This window comes from Staphylococcus sp. FSL W8-0774, assembly GCF_038006785.1.
Taxonomy (GTDB): domain Bacteria; phylum Bacillota; class Bacilli; order Staphylococcales; family Staphylococcaceae; genus Staphylococcus; species Staphylococcus pasteuri.
Map to the genome: position 1 here is coordinate 1,858,333 of NZ_JBBOVW010000001.1, position 17,543 is coordinate 1,875,875.

Genomic DNA, 17,543 nt, shown 5'->3' on the forward strand with positions numbered 1-17,543 from the left:
AGTTTACCAACTTTTAAAAATAAACATTATATTGTTATACAACTTATAGCATAATTGATAAGTATTTTAAAATTATTGGAAAGGTCATATTATGTATAAATTTCTAAAAGCTGTCTTATTATTTATTTTAGTATCTACAATTTGTGTATTTTATTTATTCAAAGTTTCAACCAACAATTGATGCAAAAAGTTCTAAAAAACATTGGTTATCCAACCCTACAAACGAAAAATTTGTAACTATCGCTCATAGAGGTGCAAGTGGTTATGCACCTGAACATACTTTTAATTCTTACGATAAAAGCCATAAAGAAATTGGTGCTTCATATATCGAAATTGATTTACAAAGAACGAAAGATGGACAACTTATAGCTATGCATGATGACTCAGTAGATCGTACAACCAATGGGTATGGTAAAGTAAAAAATTTAAACTTATCTCAAATAAAGCAATTAGATGCTGGAAGTTGGTTTAATAAAGCAAATCCTAAATTAGCTAAATCAGAATATATAAATGCCAAAGTCCCTACTTTAAATGAGATACTTACTCGCTATGGTAACAAAGCAAATTATTACATCGAAACAAAATCTCCTGATGTTTATCCTGGAATGGAATCTCAACTATTACAAACACTTAAACAGCATGGTTTATTATCCAAGACATCTTTAAAAAACGGTCACGTTATGATTCAATCATTTTCTGAAGAAAGTTTGACAAAAATACACAAGTCTAATCAAAATGTTCCCCTAGTTAGATTAATCAAAAAGCATCAGCTACAACATTTAACAGATAAAGATCTTAAACATATTAAAAGTTATGCAACTGTAATTAGTCCTGAATTCAGTGACTTAACTCGTTCTAATACTTCTCACATCAAAGATTTAGGATTTCTTATCCACCCATTTACTGTTAATGAAACTGCAGATATGAAAAGATTAAATGGCTATGGTATTGACGGTGTTTTCACCAATTATCCAGATAAATACAAAAAGGTATCACATTAATTTATTACAAAGGGAGCGGGACAGAAATAATATTTTCTCAAAATTTATGTCGTTGTCCCACCCCGGCAAGGTTGACTAGAGTTGAAAAAAGCTTGATACAAGTGCATTTTCAATTCAGTCAACTACTGCCTATATATAATTGTAGCCTGACACATTGATTTATGTCCCAGGCTGTTTTTATGTAAAATTACAGTTAAACTTTAATGATATTTTGAAGAATGTATTAATTTTTTTAGAGTTAATTAATTATTCAGTAAATTCTATTTCTAGTATTTGGAAATATTGTCATGATAGTGATAACACACTTATTGAAAGGATGTTATTACGATGAAAATAAACAAATGGGTTTTCGCAAGTGTTGCAACTGTATCTTTATTAGGTATAGCTAATCCTGTATATGCAAGCGGTAATGGACAAACTAATAATGGTCAATATGATCAGCAATCCACACAGTCCTCTTCAAATCAAAATCAATCAACAAATTGGCAAAAAAACCTAACCGGAGAAGCACATACTACAATTGCGCATAGAGGTGCAAGCGGATATGCACCCGAACATACATTCAATTCATATGATAAAAGTCATAGAGAATTAGGTGCTTCATACATAGAAATTGATTTACAAAGAACGAAAGATGGGCATCTTGTAGCTATGCATGATGAAACTGTTGATCGTACTACAAATGGACATGGTCGTGTTGAAGATTATACTTTAGACGAATTAAAGAAACTTGATGCTGGTAGTTGGTTCAATAAACAACACCCTAATTTAGCTAAATCAGAGTATAAAAATGCTAAAGTTCCTACTTTAGATGAAATTTTAAGTCGCTATGGTAAAAATGCTAATTATTATATAGAAACAAAATCACCAGATGTCTATCCAGGTATGGAAAATCAATTAATTCAATCATTAAATAAACATGGTATGCTGACAAATCAATCCCTTAAAAATGGTCACGTCATAGTTCAATCATTTTCTGAACCGAGTTTACAAAAAATGAAACAATTAAGTCCTAATATCCCATTAATTCGTTTATTAGATAAAGGAGAACTAACATCTCAAACTGAATCAGACTTAAAACGAATCAAATCATATGCTATTGGTGTAGGACCAGAATATACAGATTTAAACGAAAACAATACAAAACATTTAAAAGATTTAGGTTTCCTCATTCATCCATTTACTGTTAATAACGAAACAGATATGCAACGTCTAAATGATTATGGTGTTGATGGTGTGTTTACCAACTATGCTGATAAATATAAAAATATAAGTCACGAATGAAATATATGAAGAATATAGGGTATATATTAATAATATTCATATATTAAAAAGGCAGTGAAAAAATGGCAACAAGCGAAGAAACATTAAATCAATTTTTGGATCATTTAAAAGACGATCATATTACTACTCGTAAAATGATGGGAGAATATATTATATATTATGATAAGGCAGTCGTTGGCGGTTTGTATGACAATCGTTTACTAGTTAAAGCTACAAATTCTTCACTAAGTACATTACCTAATTATGAATTAGTAGAGCCTTATCCTAATGCCAAAAAAATGATACATTATCCTTTTACGGAAGATAGCGATATGATTTTAAAAGTTTTATCCCAAATTAAAAAGGATTTAACATAATTAATCAAAAAAACATTCACTCAATTGTCTTTGAGTGAATGTTTTAATTTAATTTAAAATTATAACAATTTGTGTTTATGCCCAACCACGGTAACGTGCAGCTTCAGCAGTACGTTTAATACCAACGATATAGGCTGCTAAACGCATATCAATTTTTCTATTTTGTGATAATTCATAAATAGTATCAAATGCTGTGATTAATTTTTCACGTAGTTTTTCATTAACTTCTTCTTCTGTCCAGTAATAACCTTGATTATTTTGAACCCATTCGAAGTAAGAAACTGTTACACCACCAGCACTTGCTAACACGTCTGGTACTAATAATACACCACGTTCAGTTAAAATACGTGTTGCTTCTGGAGTAGTTGGACCATTTGCTGCTTCAACTACGATACTTGCTTTAATGTCATTAGCATTATCTTCAGTAATTTGGTTTGAAATTGCAGCTGGAACTAAAATATCGCAATCTAATTCAAATAATTCTTTATTTGAGATTGTTTCTTCAAATAGATTAGTAACAGTACCGAAACTATCTCTTCTATCTAATAGATAATCTATATCTAAACCATTAGGGTCATGTAGCGCGCCATAAGCATCTGAAATACCTACTACTTTAGCACCTAAATCATATAAGAATTTTGCTAAGAAACTACCAGCATTACCAAAACCTTGGATAACAACTTTAGCATCTTTAATATCCATACCTTTACGTTTAGCTGCTTGTTCGATAGCTATAACTACGCCTAATGCAGTTGAGCGGTCACGACCTTCAGAGCCACCTAATACAATTGGTTTACCAGTGATAAATCCAGGTGAATTGAATTTATCTAACGCACTATATTCATCCATCATCCAAGCCATAATTTGTGAGTTTGTAAATACGTCTGGTGCTGGAATATCTTTGTTCGGCCCTACAAATTGTGAGATAGCTCTAACATAGCCGCGTGATAAGCGTTCTACTTCGTGAATACTCATTTGACGAGGGTCACAAACGATTCCGCCTTTACCACCGCCGTATGGTAAATTAACAATACCGCATTTTAATGTCATCCACATTGATAAAGCTTTAACTTCTTCTTCATCAACATCTGGGTGGAAACGTACGCCCCCTTTAGTTGGACCTACAGCATCATTGTGTTGTGCACGATATCCAGTAAATGTTTGAACAGTTCCATCGTCCATACGAACTGGTATACGTACTTGTAACATTCTTAGTGGTTCTTTGATAAGGTCGTACATACCCTCATCAAAACCTAATTTATGCAAAGCTTCTTTAATAATTCCTTGAGTAGAAGTCACTAAATTATTATTCTCAGTCATGATCCTTTTCGCCTCTTTTTTAACTAATGATTTCGCTTTCATTCATTATTGTAACACAACTTTATCCTTTTTAAAGGGGTTACAAAATGATTGTTACAACTTTTTGAACTTATTGAAATACTTGTTTAATTTTTTCAATAGCAATGTCTAATTCTTCTTTAGTAATCACAAGTGGTGGTGCAAATCGAATAACTGTTTCATGTGTTTCTTTACATAATAAACCTAATTCTTTCAATGATTCACAGTATGGTCTTGCATTTTCAGTTAACTCGATTCCGATAAATAATCCACGTCCGCGTACTTCTTTAATAGATGGATGTTCAATTTTTTGTAATTCTGATTTAAAGTATTCACCTAGTTCTAATGAACGACCAGGTAAGTCTTCATCTACAATGACATCTAAAGCTGCTAATGACACAGCACATGCTAATGGATTACCACCGAATGTTGATCCGTGAGAACCTGGTGTAAATACATCTAACACTTCTTTGTCAGCTAATACAACAGAGATTGGTAATACACCGCCGCCTAATGCTTTCCCTAAAATATAAACATCTGGTTTAACATTATCCCAATCAGTAGCAAATAGTTTACCAGAACGACCTAAGCCAGCTTGAATTTCGTCGGCAATAAATAAAATATTGTGTTCATCACAAAGTTCTCTTATAGCTTTTAAATAACCTTCTGGAGGAACATTAATACCAGCTTCACCTTGAATAGGTTCAACTAAAATAGCTGCAGTATTGTCAGTAATAGCTGCTTTTAATTTTTCAACATCACCAAAATCAACTTTGCGGAAACCATCAAGTAATGGACCATATCCTCTTTGATATTCTGCTTCAGATGATAATGATACTGGAGCCATTGTACGACCATGGAAATTACCATTAAATGCAATAATTTCAGCTTGGTTTGGTTCAATACCTTTTACATCGTAAGCCCAACGACGTGCTGCTTTTAATGCTGTTTCAACAGCTTCAGCACCTGTGTTCATTGGTAATGCTTTTTCTTTACCTGATAATTCACAAATTTTCTTATACCATTCGCCTAAATTATCACTGTGGAAAGCACGTGATACTAAAGTGACCTTTTCAGCTTGGTCTTTAAGTGCTTGAATAATTTTAGGATGTCTATGACCTTGGTTTACTGCTGAATAAGCAGATAACATGTCCATATATTTATTACCTTCAGGATCTGTCACCCATACACCTTCCGCTTCTGAAATTACAATCGGTAGTGGCACATAGTTGTGAGCTCCATAATGATTTGTTAATTCAATGATTTCTTCTGACTTAGTCATAATATCTCCCCTTTGTTTAATAAATATTAAAGCTAATTACCAATATCATAACTGATTTTTACCGGCTCTCAAACTGTTTATACAAATATATTTCAAAATTTTCTAATTATAAAGATTAGTTGAGATTTTCTATTAAAATGCTCAAGAAAATAGAATCAACTTTTAGTTTTGAAAGCCCTTACAAATATAATGACACAAGCCTACTATGTTGTACAAGTAAAAGTTTAAAAATTCATCATTATATATAATTTTAAGTTTTAAAAACATTGTGATAACAGTATTATTAGTACATTTTTCATCTGAAAAATTATGATAATTTTCTTTTTGTTTCTATATAAAAAACTAGGATGATATCAATTGGTTTTTGATATCATCCTAGTCATTTAAATATTATTTATCTTTTCTTGGTAATGGATAAAAGCCTTTATTAAATTGTTCCCATAAATTTGGTGGTAATTCATGATTATCTTCACGTTCAGGATCAAAGTTATTAATAATTTCTGATTCTCGACCTTCTTCAATTTTACTTACAAAGTTATAATCTAGAAGTATCTCACGACCTACTGCAACTAATTCTACACCTACATCTTCAATAGCATTTAAAGCATCATCTGCTGTAAATACTGAACCTATTCCTATTAAAGGCATACGTCCATTAATCCATTTATGAATTAATTTAAGTCTATTTTGTCCTTCGTATTGACCTTCACGTGTTTTAGAATAAATGTCCATAAGAGATACATGTATATAATCAATATCTTTTTTAGTAATTGAATTAATTAATTCTTCTGTGATATCCATTGTAATACCAGGAGATTCTGCTTCTTCTGGTGATAAGCGATAACCTACGATAAAGTCATCTGAAGCATGTTCTTTTTTAGCTTTTAAAACTTCATCAATAACAGCATTAGGGAATTTTAAGTTTTCTGCCCAAACATCGTTTCTTCTATTATAGTAAGGAGAAACGAATTGATGAATTAAATAGTGGTTAGCACCATGTATTTCTACACCATCAAATCCTGCTTCAATAACACGTCTTGTTGCTTCACCAAAATCTTTAATAGTTTGTTCAATTTCCTCAGCGCTCATTTCTCTCGCGTCATGTTCTTCTTGTTGTCCAAAACTTTTTAATGAGATTGGGCTTGGTGCAACGACATCACCATTAGGTGTTAAATTAGGCAAAGCTTGTGCACCACCATGATGTATTTGAACTAATGCTTTTGCACCATTCTTTTTCATTGCTTGTGCTAATTGTTTTAGTCCTTCTATATCAGAGTCATGTGCTACTGAAGGTTGTCCAGGGAATGCTTTACCCACATCATTTACATTACTAGCTGCATTAATTGCAAGTCCTACATCTTTAGAACGTTTTTCAATATAAGGTAATTCAACATCAGAAATGGTTCCATCATCGTTTGAAGAAACATGTGTTAATGGCGCTAAAACAAAACGATTTTTTAGTTCTACACCATTACGTAATGTTACACTCTCAAACAATCGATTATATTTACTGTTCATATATTTAACCTCCACATTTAATAATACATGCGACTATATCACGAAATATATGTACGCTCTATTTTTTTGCTTACAGTCATACACAAAACTTTTCAGTTTATTCATACTATGATTTTTAAGTTGTACTATTTATCAAATACAAAATAAAAACGATAACTTCCAATATTTATTGGAAATTATCGTTTCTATAAGTTCTCTATACTTTTGAAATATAAAGAATTTAAATTACGTCAATTTAATCTTGACGTATAGTACGTTTAGACCGTTTGATCCAGACCGGTAAGCGTTCTTCAAGTGTTTGAAACCCATACTTTTCTGTTTCTTTTATCTCATCTAGCACCGACTGTTTTTCTTTCTTACGTTCATAATTTTTAAAGTAATCGTTATCTTTAAGTGACAAGTTAAGTTTGCCTTCATTATCAATAGATAAAATCTTTGCTTTTACTACTTGTCCCTCAGATAGAAATTTCTTCAAGTTATGGACATAATCATCCATGATTTCTGAAATATGGATAAGTCCTTCAGTATGGTCAGGGGCCTCAACAAATGCGCCATACGGTTGAATACCAGTCACACGTACCTTAATATGTTGACCTTCTTTATAGTGATTATTCAACTTGATAACCCCTTATTTCGTTTTCTTAACACTATTATCATAGCATAAAACAAATTAAGGGACTAACTATAACGTTGAATTTTTTGAATTATTTTGCAATAAATATAACAAAATATAAATCAATAGCTTTTCACATAGTAAAACAAATTATCCCTCAGAATTTTTAATATCGTTTAACTCCTAAGAATAACTATTAAAAAATCACGATAACAGGTAATCAACCTACTATCGTGATTTTTAATTTATATTTAATTCTCACGCGATACTTTTTGACTTTTTCAAAAAAACAATAAGAAGTATCTCGTATCAATTTTTATTCTTCAACGTCTATAGATTCAATAACTACATCGTGAACTGGTTTATCTTGTGGACCTACTTTAGTGTTAGCAATATCTTCTAACGTAGATTCCCCTTCAATAATTTGTCCGAATACTGTATGTTTTTGGTCCAACCATGGTGTTCCACCATTTTCACCATATGCTTTAACGATAGGTTCTGGCCAACCACCATCAGCTAGTTGACTTAACATATTTTGAGGAACTTCTTTCATTTGAACAATGAAAAATTGTGATCCATTTGTATTTGGACCAGCATTTGCCATTGATAAAGCACCATAAAGGTTAAATGCTTCTAATGAAAACTCGTCTTCGAATGCACCGCCATAAATACTTTCTCCACCCATACCAGTTGCTGTTGGGTCACCGCCTTGTACCATAAAGTCATTGATGACACGGTGGAAAGTCACACCATTGTAGTAACCATTTTTAGCATGTGTAACAAAGTTTTCAACTGTTTTAGGTGCAATGTTAGGGAATAACTTAAATGTCATATCACCTTTATTAGTATGCATTACAATTTTAATTTCATCTTCTTGAATCTCTTTATTTAACTGAGGATAGTTCGTCATTAAAATTCTCCATTCATGTTATGATATATGTATATATTAACATATTTGAAAGGAAGTAATATAGAATGTTATATCGATTTTCTCACAAGACTGGAAGTTATGGCGTTTCCATAAAAGAGGAAGATGATGATCAAGTCTTAGTTCAAGTCGAACAAGTGATCAAACATCCTAAACAGGGAGATTTACATTCACCAAATGAATCAGAAGATGTATTCTTTCATGAACGTAGAGCATTAAGTCACTTTGAAAAGAGATATGCTAAGCGTTCACAATTACGTGACTTTAATGTTGAAAAAATGTCATATGAGGAATCATTACAACAAGCCATTTCCAATTTAGAAGAACAACTTAAAGAAAAGAATGATGCCCACGCGAAACGTTCATTGCAAAATTTAGAGCAACTTAAACATGATTATTCAATTCAATACAAACAAAAATTTTATTAAAAATGACGTGTTTCTTCATATTTAAAAGCGATTGAAATACAGTGATTTCAAGCAGTATCACGTTTTTCAGAATGATATGATTCATGTATAATAAATATCATAAACATTTTTAAAGGAGGACAATTTAGTGAGTTTGTTACATATTGCGGTACTATTACCGTTAATATTTGCACTCATTATCCCAATCTTATATAGATTCTTTAAAAGAATTCACATAGGTTGGTTCGTGTTACCTGTCCCCGTCGTCTTATTTATATATTTCTTAACTTTTATTACGACTACTATGTCAGGTAATACCGTAATGAAAATTTTTAAGTGGATGCCACATGTCGGTATGAATTTTAACCTTTATGTAGATGGATTAGGATTATTATTTAGTATACTGATAACAGGTGTCGGCAGTTTAGTTGTCTTATACTCCATTGGTTATTTAAGCCAATCAGAACAATTAGGGAATTTTTACTGTTATTTATTACTTTTCATGGGTGCAATGTTAGGCGTTGTACTTTCAGATAACCTTATCGTTTTATATTTATTCTGGGAGTTAACTTCGTTTTCAAGTTTTTTACTTATTTCATTTTGGAGAGACAAGCAAGCTTCCATTTATGGCGCTCAAAAGTCTTTAATCATTACTGTTTTTGGAGGACTAAGTTTACTAGGCGGTATTATTTTACTTTCTATTTCTGCAGATTCGCTAAGTATTCGTTATATTATTCAGCATGTAGCTGATATACAAAGTAGTCCTTTCTTTATCTTAGCAATGATTTTTGTACTAATTGGTGCGTTTACTAAATCAGCACAAGTTCCCTTTTACATATGGTTACCAGATGCAATGGAAGCACCTACACCTGTAAGTGCTTATTTACATTCTGCAACGATGGTAAAAGCTGGTTTATATTTAATAGCTAGAATGACTCCTATTTTCGCAGTGTCACAAGGATGGATTTGGACAGTTACTCTAGTTGGATTAATTACCTTGTTTTGGGCATCATTAAACGCTACGAAACAGCAAGATCTCAAAGGGATTTTAGCATTTTCTACTGTGTCACAACTGGGAATGATTATGTCTATGCTAGGTATTGGTGCTGTTAGCTATCACTTTGAAGGTCAGGATAGTCAATTATATATCGCGGCTTTCACAGCAGCTGCATTTCACTTAATTAACCATGCGACGTTTAAAGGTGCATTGTTTATGATAACTGGTGCAGTCGACCATAGTACGGGTACTCGTGATGTTAGAAAATTAGGCGGTTTATTAACGATTATGCCAATTTCATTCACAATTACAGTGATTACTTCTTTAAGTATGGCTGGCATACCCCCATTCAATGGCTTTTTATCAAAAGAAAAATTCATTGAATCCGTTATTGAATTAACGCATGCAAATACCATGAGTTTAAATACAATAGGTATTATCTTTCCAATATTAGCTATTGTTGGTAGTATCTTTACTTTTGTATATTCAATTAAATTTATTATGCATATATTCTTTGGACAATATAAACCAAATCAATTACCTCATAAAGCTCATGAAGCATCGATATTAATGCTTATTTCGCCTGCTATATTAGCAATATTAGTTATTGTATTTGGTTTATTCCCAGGAATTTTAACACAATCAATCATAGAACCAGCAACAGCTTCAATGAGTCAAACTTCTCAAGTGAGTGCTGAGTTCCATTTATTCCATGGTATAACTCCAGCATTTATCACTACAATTTGTATTTATATCGTAGGAATTTTATTAATTTTAACGTTTGCTTATTGGATTAAATTATTACAGGCACAACCTAAACAAATTACTTTTAATTATTGGTACGACGGTTTAGGAAAATATATCCCAACTTATTCTAAAAATATGACTAATAGTTATGTGACTGGCTCTGCTAGAAATAATCTGGTCATTATCTTTGGCTTATTAATATTATTAACAACTGTTGTATTACTTAGCGTGCCATTTACTATTAATTTCAAAAATGTTAGTCATATTAGAATTTTTGAAGTTGGAATTATCGCTTTACTTGTTATAGCAGCATTTTTAATTATATTTGCTAAATCTCGTTTGTTTAGCATTATTATGTTAAGTGCAGTGGGTTATTCAGTATCTGTGCTATTCATATTCTTTAAAGCACCTGACTTAGCCCTTACACAATTTGTCGTAGAATCAATTTCTACTGCATTATTTTTACTATGTTTTTATTTCTTACCTAATCTTAACCGTTACAACGAAACACGTTCATTTAAAGTAACAAATGCATTAATCTCAGCAGGAATTGGACTTGTCGTGATTATTTTAGGATTAATTGCATATGGTAACCGACACTTTGAATCTATTACTCATTACTATCAAGACCATGTCTATGATCTTGCTTCTGGTAAGAATATGGTCAATGTCATATTAGTCGATTTCCGTGGTATGGATACGTTATTTGAATCATCAGTATTAGGTATTGCAGGATTAGGCATTTATACAATGATTAAACTGCGCAAAAAGCATCAACGTCATACAGAAACGAGTGAGGTGAAACGTCATGAACAGACAGAAAAATGATTTAATGTTTCAATATACAGCTGTCATTATTTTCTTCATGATTATGATGTTTGGTTTTTCTTTATTCCTTGCAGGTCATTACACTCCTGGTGGCGGCTTTGTCGGTGGTTTATTATTTTCTAGTGCCTTAGTTATCATTACTATCGCATTTGATATTAAAACGATGCGAAAAATTTTCCCTATAGATTTTAAAATACTTATAGGTATTGGGTTATTATTTTGTGTTGGTACACCAATGGCTAGTTGGTTTATGTCTAATAACTTTTTCACACATGTTACTTTTGATATTCCGCTTCCATTGTTACAACCAATGCATATGACAACCGCTGTATTCTTTGACTTTGGTGTTTTATGTGCAGTCGTAGGAACTGTAATGACTATTATTTTATCGATTGGAGAGAACGAATAGTGGAGATTATTATGATATTTGTTAGTGGCATACTTACAGCAATCAGCGTCTATCTCGTTTTATCTAAAAGTTTGATACGAATCATTATGGGAACTACGCTACTAACACACGCAGCAAATTTATTTCTAATTACTATGGGTGGATTAAAACATGGCGCATCACCTATCCACGAAAAAGGAATTCATAGCTATGTTGATCCAATCCCTCAAGCACTTATATTAACAGCTATCGTTATCGCATTTGCTACTACGGCTTTCTTTTTAGTACTAGCCTTTAGAACATACAAAGAGTTAGGTACTGATAACGTGGAAAGTATGAAAGGAGTTCCAGAAGATGTCAGAGAGTAATATGCTAGCCCTTACTTTAGTTGTACCTATTCTAACGGCAATATTACTCGTCTTTATTGGAAAACGAACATATATAAAACGTTATGTCGCTTTAGCAGGTACAATGATTACTTTAGTTATATCTATTATTAATTTGTATAATGTATTTAAAAATGGACCTATTAAATTGGAATTAGGCTCATGGAAAGCACCTTACAGTATTGTATTTGTATTAGATACTTTTAGTGCATTACTAATCATTACAAGTATTATTATTACTGCACTCATCATTCTATATTCTTATAATTCGATTGGTGTTGACCGAGAAAGATTCTATTATTATTTCTCTGTAATGTTCATGCTTATAGGTATTATTGGTGCCTTTACAACAGGAGATATATTTAACTTATTTGTATTTTTTGAAGTATTCTTAATGTCTTCATATTGCCTTTTAGTTATTGGCACTACAAAAATACAACTACAAGAAACGATTAAATATGTATTAGTTAATGTTGTTTCTTCATCATTCTTTGTTATGGGTGTCGCTATTTTATATTCCGTTGTCGGAACTTTAAACTTGGCACACATCAGTCAACGTTTGAATGAATTATCAGCACATGAAAGTGGCTTAGTAAATATTGTATTTATACTATTCATTTTCGTCTTTGCTACTAAAGCTGGCGTCTTCCCAATGTATGTATGGTTACCTGGTGCTTACTATGCACCACCGTTTGCTATTATGGCATTCTTTGGTGCTTTACTTACAAAAGTAGGCGTATATGCCATTGCCAGAACATTAAGTTTATTCTTTAATAGTTCAGTAGGTTTTTCTAACTATGTCATATTATTCTTAGCGTTATTAACAATTATTTTTGGTTGTGTTGGCGCAGTATCCTACTATGATACGAAAAAAATCATTTTATATAATATCATGATTGCAGTAGGCGTTATTTTAGTCGGTGTTGCTATGATGAATGAAACGGGCATGATTGGTGCTATTTACTACACTATTCATGATATGTTAGTTAAAACATCCCTTTTCTTCTTAATAGGTGTCATGTATAAAATTACAAAAACTACGGATTTACGTCAATTTGGTGGACTAATTAAACGATATCCTGTTCTTGGGTGGACATTCTTTATAGCTTCGTTAAGTTTGGCAGGTATACCGCCACTTAGTGGTTTTTACGGTAAATTGTATATCGTAAAAGCTACATTTGAAAAAGGATTTTATTTAACAGGTATCGTAGTATTAATCTCTAGTTTAGTAGTTTTATATTCTGTTATAAGAATCTTCTTAAAAGGATTCTTCGGAACACCTAAAGGATATGATATATCAACTAAAGTAAATAGTTATGGTTTAATTACTGTTTCAGTGATTGCTGTTGCCATTACTGTATTATTTGGATTATCAGCGGATGTCCTATACCCAATTATTAAAGATGGCGCAGAAACATTCTATGATCCAAGCGTATATATTAATAGTGTATTGGGAGGTAAATAATGATGGCAGTCCAAATTGTTGTTAATTTATTAGTTTCAATTGTGTGGTTACTCATTTCAGATAGCTATACATTAAACAATTTCGTATTAGGTTATTTATTTGGTCTCATATTGGTTTATCTCCTTCATCGCGTAATGCCAGGAAAGTTTTACTTAATTCGTATATATAGAATGATTCGATTAGTCTTTATTTTCTTATTAGAATTAATAAAAGCTAATCTAGATGTCTTAAAAATCATCTTAAAGCCACAAATCACTAATAAGCCGGGATTCTTTGTATATCCAACAGATTTGAAGACAGACTGGCAAATAGTGTTACTTTCCAATTTAATTACATTAACACCTGGGACTGTAGTTCTTGGTGTTAGTGATGATCGTACCAAAATCTATATACATGCTATTGACTTTAGTACAACCGAAGAAGAAATTGAAGGAATAAAATCTTCTTTAGAAAAAGTTGTTAGAGAGGTGGGCGAAGAACAATGACAATTAAAACAATAATTATTATTGCATTAATCATAGTCGTTTTATCTATGTTGGCTATGCTAGTTAGAGTTATTTTAGGACCCTCTCTAGCAGATAGAGTAGTTGCATTAGATGCCTTGGGCCTACAACTAATGGCCGTTATTGCACTCTTCAGTATTTTAATGAATATTAAATATATGATTGTAGTTATTTTATTAGTAGGTATTTTAGCCTTCTTAGGTACAGCCGTTTTCTCAAAATTCATGGATAAAGGTAAGGTGATAGAACATGATAGAAACGATAGTCATTAGTATTTCTCTTATCTTAATCATTATTGGAGCAATCATCAGTGCTGTAGCTGCTATTGGTTTATTAAGACTTGAAGATATCTATTCTCGTGCACACGCTGCTGGTAAAGCCGCTACATTGGGAGCAATGAGTTTATTAATGGGAGCATTTTTATATTTTATTGGTACTGAAGGTTATACAAACATGCAATTAATCATTGGTATTATCTTCGTCTTAATTACTGGCCCCCTATCAAGTCACATGATAATGAAAGCAGCTTATAATACAAATACACCTTATAGTAAAAATACTAAAGTTGACGAAATTAAAGAAGATTTAAAAGATAAAAAATTATAAATATTATTTGAAAAGGACCAATCGATAAAATCATACTTCGATTGGTCTTTTTAATAATCATTGATACTATTCTAGATTTGGGTAACTTTATCATTCACTACATCTATATCGAATCCTAAATCCTTTAACATATCATAATCTAATTGATTAGGTTGACCACCTGTTATTAAGTAATCACCTACAAATATAGAATTAGCAGCTTGTAACGCTAATGGCTGTAATGAACGTAAGTTAACTTCTCTTCCACCTGCAATTCGTATTTCTTTAGTTGGATTAATTAATCTAAACATTGAAATGATACGCAAACATTTCATTGGTGTTAATTCGTCCATATTTCCAAATTTAGTTCCCTTTATTGGATGTAAAAAATTTATGGGAATACTATCTGCATCAATCGCTTTGAGTGCTAAAGCCATATCTATAATATCCTCATTCGTTTCACCCATACCGCATATAACTCCAGAACAAGGTGAAATCTGGTTTGCTTTCATAACCTCAATAGTATTAACTCGATCTTCATATGTATGTGTAGTTACCACGTTATCATGATAACGTTCACTTGTATTAATATTGTGATTATAGCGGTCTACGCCTGCTTCTTTTAATTGTGAAGCTTGCTCTTCATTGGTTAAACCTAAGCATGCACATATTTTAAGTTGTGGATGTATAGTTTTAATTTCTTGTACGGTATCACAAATATGTTTAACTTCTTTATCACTAGGACCTCTACCACTCATAACAATACAATACGTTCCTATCTGATTTTCATAAGCCACTTTTGCCCCTGCTTTTATTTTCTCCTTATCAACTAAACCATATCTTTGCTTTTGTTTCATTTCTCTAGATTGCCCACAATAACCACAATCTTCAGGACATATACCACTTTTAGCATTAAGTATCATATTTAATTTTACTTTTTTACCATAGTAATGTTTTCTAACGATATATGCTTCATGTAATAACTCCAATGTATCTATTCTGTCGCTTTCGAAGATACTTAGCCATTCTTTTTTAGTAAAATTGTCTTCTTTCATAACTCTTTCTGATAATTTCATTCAATTTTCCCCCTATTATCATAAAATAAATCTTCTTTATGTATATATGAGAATCTAAATACTATTCTATTATAATGTAAACTAATTTATTTTAAAAGTTTACATTATAGCTATGGATTATTATTGTCATGAAATTGTATTAGAAGTAGAAGTGTGCTATAATTTTTAAATCGTAATAATTACGTCTTATATAATAAATTAGAAAGCGAGTTGATAACATGCACTGGACAATTATTGGTGGTGGCATTCAAGGTACAACAATAGCTTTAAAACTAAGACAAGCCGGCTTATCATCTAACGAATTGACAATAATAGACCCTTATCCTTCATTATGTGAACAATTTAATACTTATACTCAACGTATTAGTATGCCATTTTTAAGATCTCCATTTGTACATCATATTCACCCTGAGCCATTTCATTTAAAACAATATGCTAAATTTAATCAATATACAGGTGCTACATACGGTCCTTATAAACGACCACAGCGTGATATGTTTATGCATCATACTCATGAACTTATCCATCAATATCATTTAAATGAGAGTCACATACAAGGATTTGTTAAACATATAAATCGAAAGCAACATCAATGGCAGTTAGAATTGGCAAACGGTCAAACCATTCAAACAGAATTTTTAATTATTGCACATGGTTGTAACCATCGCGCGAATATTCCACCTATGTTTCAGCAACAACCCGATGTCCAGCATATTTTCAACGAAGCGGAATCGCAAATAAATATTAATCAAACTTCTCATGTCGTGGGAAGCGGAATATCAGCCGCACATTTGACACTTAAATTAATTAATACTAATCATCAAAGAACAATTCATTTATGGTTAAATAAAGATATTGAAATTCATGATTTTGACGCCGACCCAGGTTGGCTTGGTCCTAAGAATATGAAACATTTCTTAAATATCGAATCTTCACAGGAACGAATGAGAATTATTAAGGCAGAACGTCATAAAGGATCAATGCCTCACGAACTATATCTTCGTATTAAAAAACATGTAAATAATGGTCGTTTAGTTCTTCATAAAAATGAAATTAAAGATATTAAAGATCATCATATCATTACAACTCACAAATCGATTTATTATGACCATATTTTATTAGCTACTGGATTTGAAAATACTGTCATGAATCAACCTATTATCCAAGATTTAATTACTCAATTGAACGCTCCATTAACAAAATGTGGTTTTCCTAACATATCATATGAGTTAGAATGGTTACCTAATTTATATGTAGCTGGTGGACTAGCAGATTTAGAACTTGGTCCCTTTGGTAGAAATATTATGGGCGGTCGACAATCTTCTGAAAGAATCTGTCATGCATATAATCGCATACTAAAAGAAAAAGTAACCTAATAAACAACAAATTACCCCTATAATTGAAATTATATTTCAACTATAGGGGTATATATTATTTATAAATTTATGAGATATATTTTACTTCAAAGCTTTAATTGCCATTGTCCCTCTCATAATACTAATTAGGTTATCGTTTTCATCTTTAATTTCAATATTCCAAACTTGTGTTGATTTACCTTGGTGGATAATAGTAGCTATTGCAATAACCTTTCCTTCTTTTACTGAATGGACATGGTTAGCATTCATTTCTAAACCTAATGGAATATACTGAGTCGTATCTATTAAATTCGCTGCTCCAAGTGAACAGGCAGTTTCTCCTAGGGCCAAACTCGCACCGCCATGTAAATATCCAAATGGTTGTTTCACTTTATCTGTAACTGGCATTGAAATAACTACTTTGCCTTCTTCTTCAATTTCAACATTCATTTCAAATGTTTCTAACAAATTGGTCAACTTAGAACA

The 17,543-nt window shown here is 31.7% G+C and carries 19 protein-coding genes; 12 read left to right on the forward strand and 7 right to left on the reverse strand.

Going from position 1 to position 17,543, the window contains the following annotated elements; all coding sequences use genetic code 11:
- Positions 1-143: 143 nt before the first annotated feature.
- From NSQ15_RS08985 to NSQ15_RS08995, 3 genes are all read left to right on the forward strand, one after another.
- Positions 144-1,001: a glycerophosphodiester phosphodiesterase gene (locus NSQ15_RS08985; RefSeq protein ID WP_217193808.1), complete on the forward strand. Its 858-nt coding sequence runs from the start codon at positions 144-146 to the stop codon at positions 999-1,001.
- Between the two features lie 381 nt (positions 1,002-1,382).
- Positions 1,383-2,285: a glycerophosphodiester phosphodiesterase gene (locus NSQ15_RS08990; protein ID WP_427704023.1), complete on the forward strand. Its 903-nt coding sequence runs from the start codon at positions 1,383-1,385 to the stop codon at positions 2,283-2,285.
- Positions 2,286-2,347: 62 nt separating this feature from the next.
- Positions 2,348-2,641, forward strand: coding sequence for a TfoX/Sxy family protein (locus NSQ15_RS08995; protein ID WP_046466505.1), 294 nt, complete (start codon positions 2,348-2,350; stop codon positions 2,639-2,641).
- A gap of 75 nt (positions 2,642-2,716) precedes the next feature.
- Here NSQ15_RS08995 and NSQ15_RS09000 read toward each other — a convergent pair whose 3' ends face one another.
- From NSQ15_RS09000 to NSQ15_RS09020, 5 genes are all read right to left on the reverse strand, one after another.
- Positions 2,717-3,961 carry a Glu/Leu/Phe/Val family dehydrogenase gene (locus tag NSQ15_RS09000; RefSeq protein WP_029055589.1) on the reverse strand — a complete coding sequence of 415 codons (1,245 nt, stop codon included), beginning with the start codon at positions 3,959-3,961 and terminating at the stop codon, positions 2,717-2,719.
- Between the two features lie 109 nt (positions 3,962-4,070).
- Entirely contained in the window at positions 4,071-5,261 is a 1,191-nt protein-coding gene (locus NSQ15_RS09005; protein ID WP_017637427.1) for an ornithine--oxo-acid transaminase, read from the reverse strand.
- 390 nt (positions 5,262-5,651) lie between these two features.
- Positions 5,652-6,779 (reverse strand): NADH-dependent flavin oxidoreductase, encoded by a 1,128-nt coding sequence (locus NSQ15_RS09010; RefSeq protein ID WP_340747113.1) that lies wholly within the window; start codon positions 6,777-6,779, stop codon positions 5,652-5,654.
- A 235-nt stretch (positions 6,780-7,014) separates the two neighbouring features.
- On the reverse strand, positions 7,015-7,395 hold the full coding sequence (gene ygs / locus NSQ15_RS09015) for a S1 domain-containing post-transcriptional regulator Ygs (RefSeq protein ID WP_017637429.1): 381 nt from the start codon (positions 7,393-7,395) through the stop codon (positions 7,015-7,017).
- 313 nt (positions 7,396-7,708) lie between these two features.
- The gene (locus NSQ15_RS09020) at positions 7,709-8,302 is read right to left on the reverse strand and encodes a peptidylprolyl isomerase (protein ID WP_017637430.1); all 594 of its coding nucleotides are present in this window, start codon (positions 8,300-8,302) and stop codon (positions 7,709-7,711) included.
- Positions 8,303-8,367: 65 nt separating this feature from the next.
- Between NSQ15_RS09020 and kapB the strand changes: the two genes are divergently transcribed.
- The 8 genes from kapB (at position 8,368) to mnhG1 (ending at position 14,647) form a co-directional block, all read left to right on the forward strand.
- Positions 8,368-8,748, forward strand: a complete 381-nt coding sequence (kapB, locus tag NSQ15_RS09025; protein WP_029055592.1) for a sporulation phosphorelay system protein KapB — start codon at positions 8,368-8,370, stop codon at positions 8,746-8,748.
- 127 nt (positions 8,749-8,875) lie between these two features.
- Positions 8,876-11,299 (forward strand): Na+/H+ antiporter subunit A, encoded by a 2,424-nt coding sequence (locus tag NSQ15_RS09030; RefSeq protein WP_070452325.1) that lies wholly within the window; start codon positions 8,876-8,878, stop codon positions 11,297-11,299.
- Positions 11,280-11,708 carry a Na+/H+ antiporter Mnh1 subunit B gene (mnhB1, locus tag NSQ15_RS09035; protein ID WP_017637433.1) on the forward strand — a complete coding sequence of 143 codons (429 nt, stop codon included), beginning with the start codon at positions 11,280-11,282 and terminating at the stop codon, positions 11,706-11,708. The genes NSQ15_RS09030 and mnhB1 overlap by 20 nt, the downstream gene beginning before the upstream one ends.
- Positions 11,708-12,055: a Na+/H+ antiporter Mnh1 subunit C gene (mnhC1, locus tag NSQ15_RS09040; protein WP_017637434.1), complete on the forward strand. Its 348-nt coding sequence runs from the start codon at positions 11,708-11,710 to the stop codon at positions 12,053-12,055. The genes mnhB1 and mnhC1 overlap by 1 nt, the downstream gene beginning before the upstream one ends.
- The gene (gene mnhD1, locus NSQ15_RS09045; protein ID WP_124760746.1) at positions 12,042-13,538 is read left to right on the forward strand and encodes a Na+/H+ antiporter Mnh1 subunit D; all 1,497 of its coding nucleotides are present in this window, start codon (positions 12,042-12,044) and stop codon (positions 13,536-13,538) included. Before mnhC1 ends, mnhD1 begins: the two co-directional genes overlap by 14 nt.
- Before the next feature lie 2 nt (positions 13,539-13,540).
- On the forward strand, positions 13,541-14,023 hold the full coding sequence (gene mnhE1, locus NSQ15_RS09050) for a Na+/H+ antiporter subunit E (RefSeq protein WP_217193806.1): 483 nt from the start codon (positions 13,541-13,543) through the stop codon (positions 14,021-14,023).
- Entirely contained in the window at positions 14,020-14,313 is a 294-nt protein-coding gene (gene mnhF1, locus NSQ15_RS09055; RefSeq protein WP_070452330.1) for a Na+/H+ antiporter Mnh1 subunit F, read from the forward strand. The genes mnhE1 and mnhF1 overlap by 4 nt, the downstream gene beginning before the upstream one ends.
- A complete protein-coding gene (gene mnhG1 / locus NSQ15_RS09060) occupies positions 14,291-14,647 on the forward strand; it encodes a Na+/H+ antiporter Mnh1 subunit G (RefSeq protein ID WP_017637438.1) in 357 nt (118 codons plus the stop codon). The genes mnhF1 and mnhG1 overlap by 23 nt, the downstream gene beginning before the upstream one ends.
- A gap of 71 nt (positions 14,648-14,718) precedes the next feature.
- Here the strand turns inward: mnhG1 and bioB are convergent, their stop codons facing one another.
- A complete protein-coding gene (gene bioB, locus NSQ15_RS09065) occupies positions 14,719-15,702 on the reverse strand; it encodes a biotin synthase BioB (RefSeq protein ID WP_017637439.1) in 984 nt (327 codons plus the stop codon).
- A gap of 218 nt (positions 15,703-15,920) precedes the next feature.
- Here bioB and NSQ15_RS09070 point away from each other — a divergent pair, with 218 nt between their 5' ends.
- The gene (locus NSQ15_RS09070) at positions 15,921-17,078 is read left to right on the forward strand and encodes an NAD(P)-binding domain-containing protein (protein WP_340747114.1); all 1,158 of its coding nucleotides are present in this window, start codon (positions 15,921-15,923) and stop codon (positions 17,076-17,078) included.
- 81 nt (positions 17,079-17,159) lie between these two features.
- Here the strand turns inward: NSQ15_RS09070 and NSQ15_RS09075 are convergent, their stop codons facing one another.
- Entirely contained in the window at positions 17,160-17,534 is a 375-nt protein-coding gene (locus NSQ15_RS09075; RefSeq protein WP_017637441.1) for a PaaI family thioesterase, read from the reverse strand.
- Positions 17,535-17,543 lie beyond the last annotated feature (9 nt).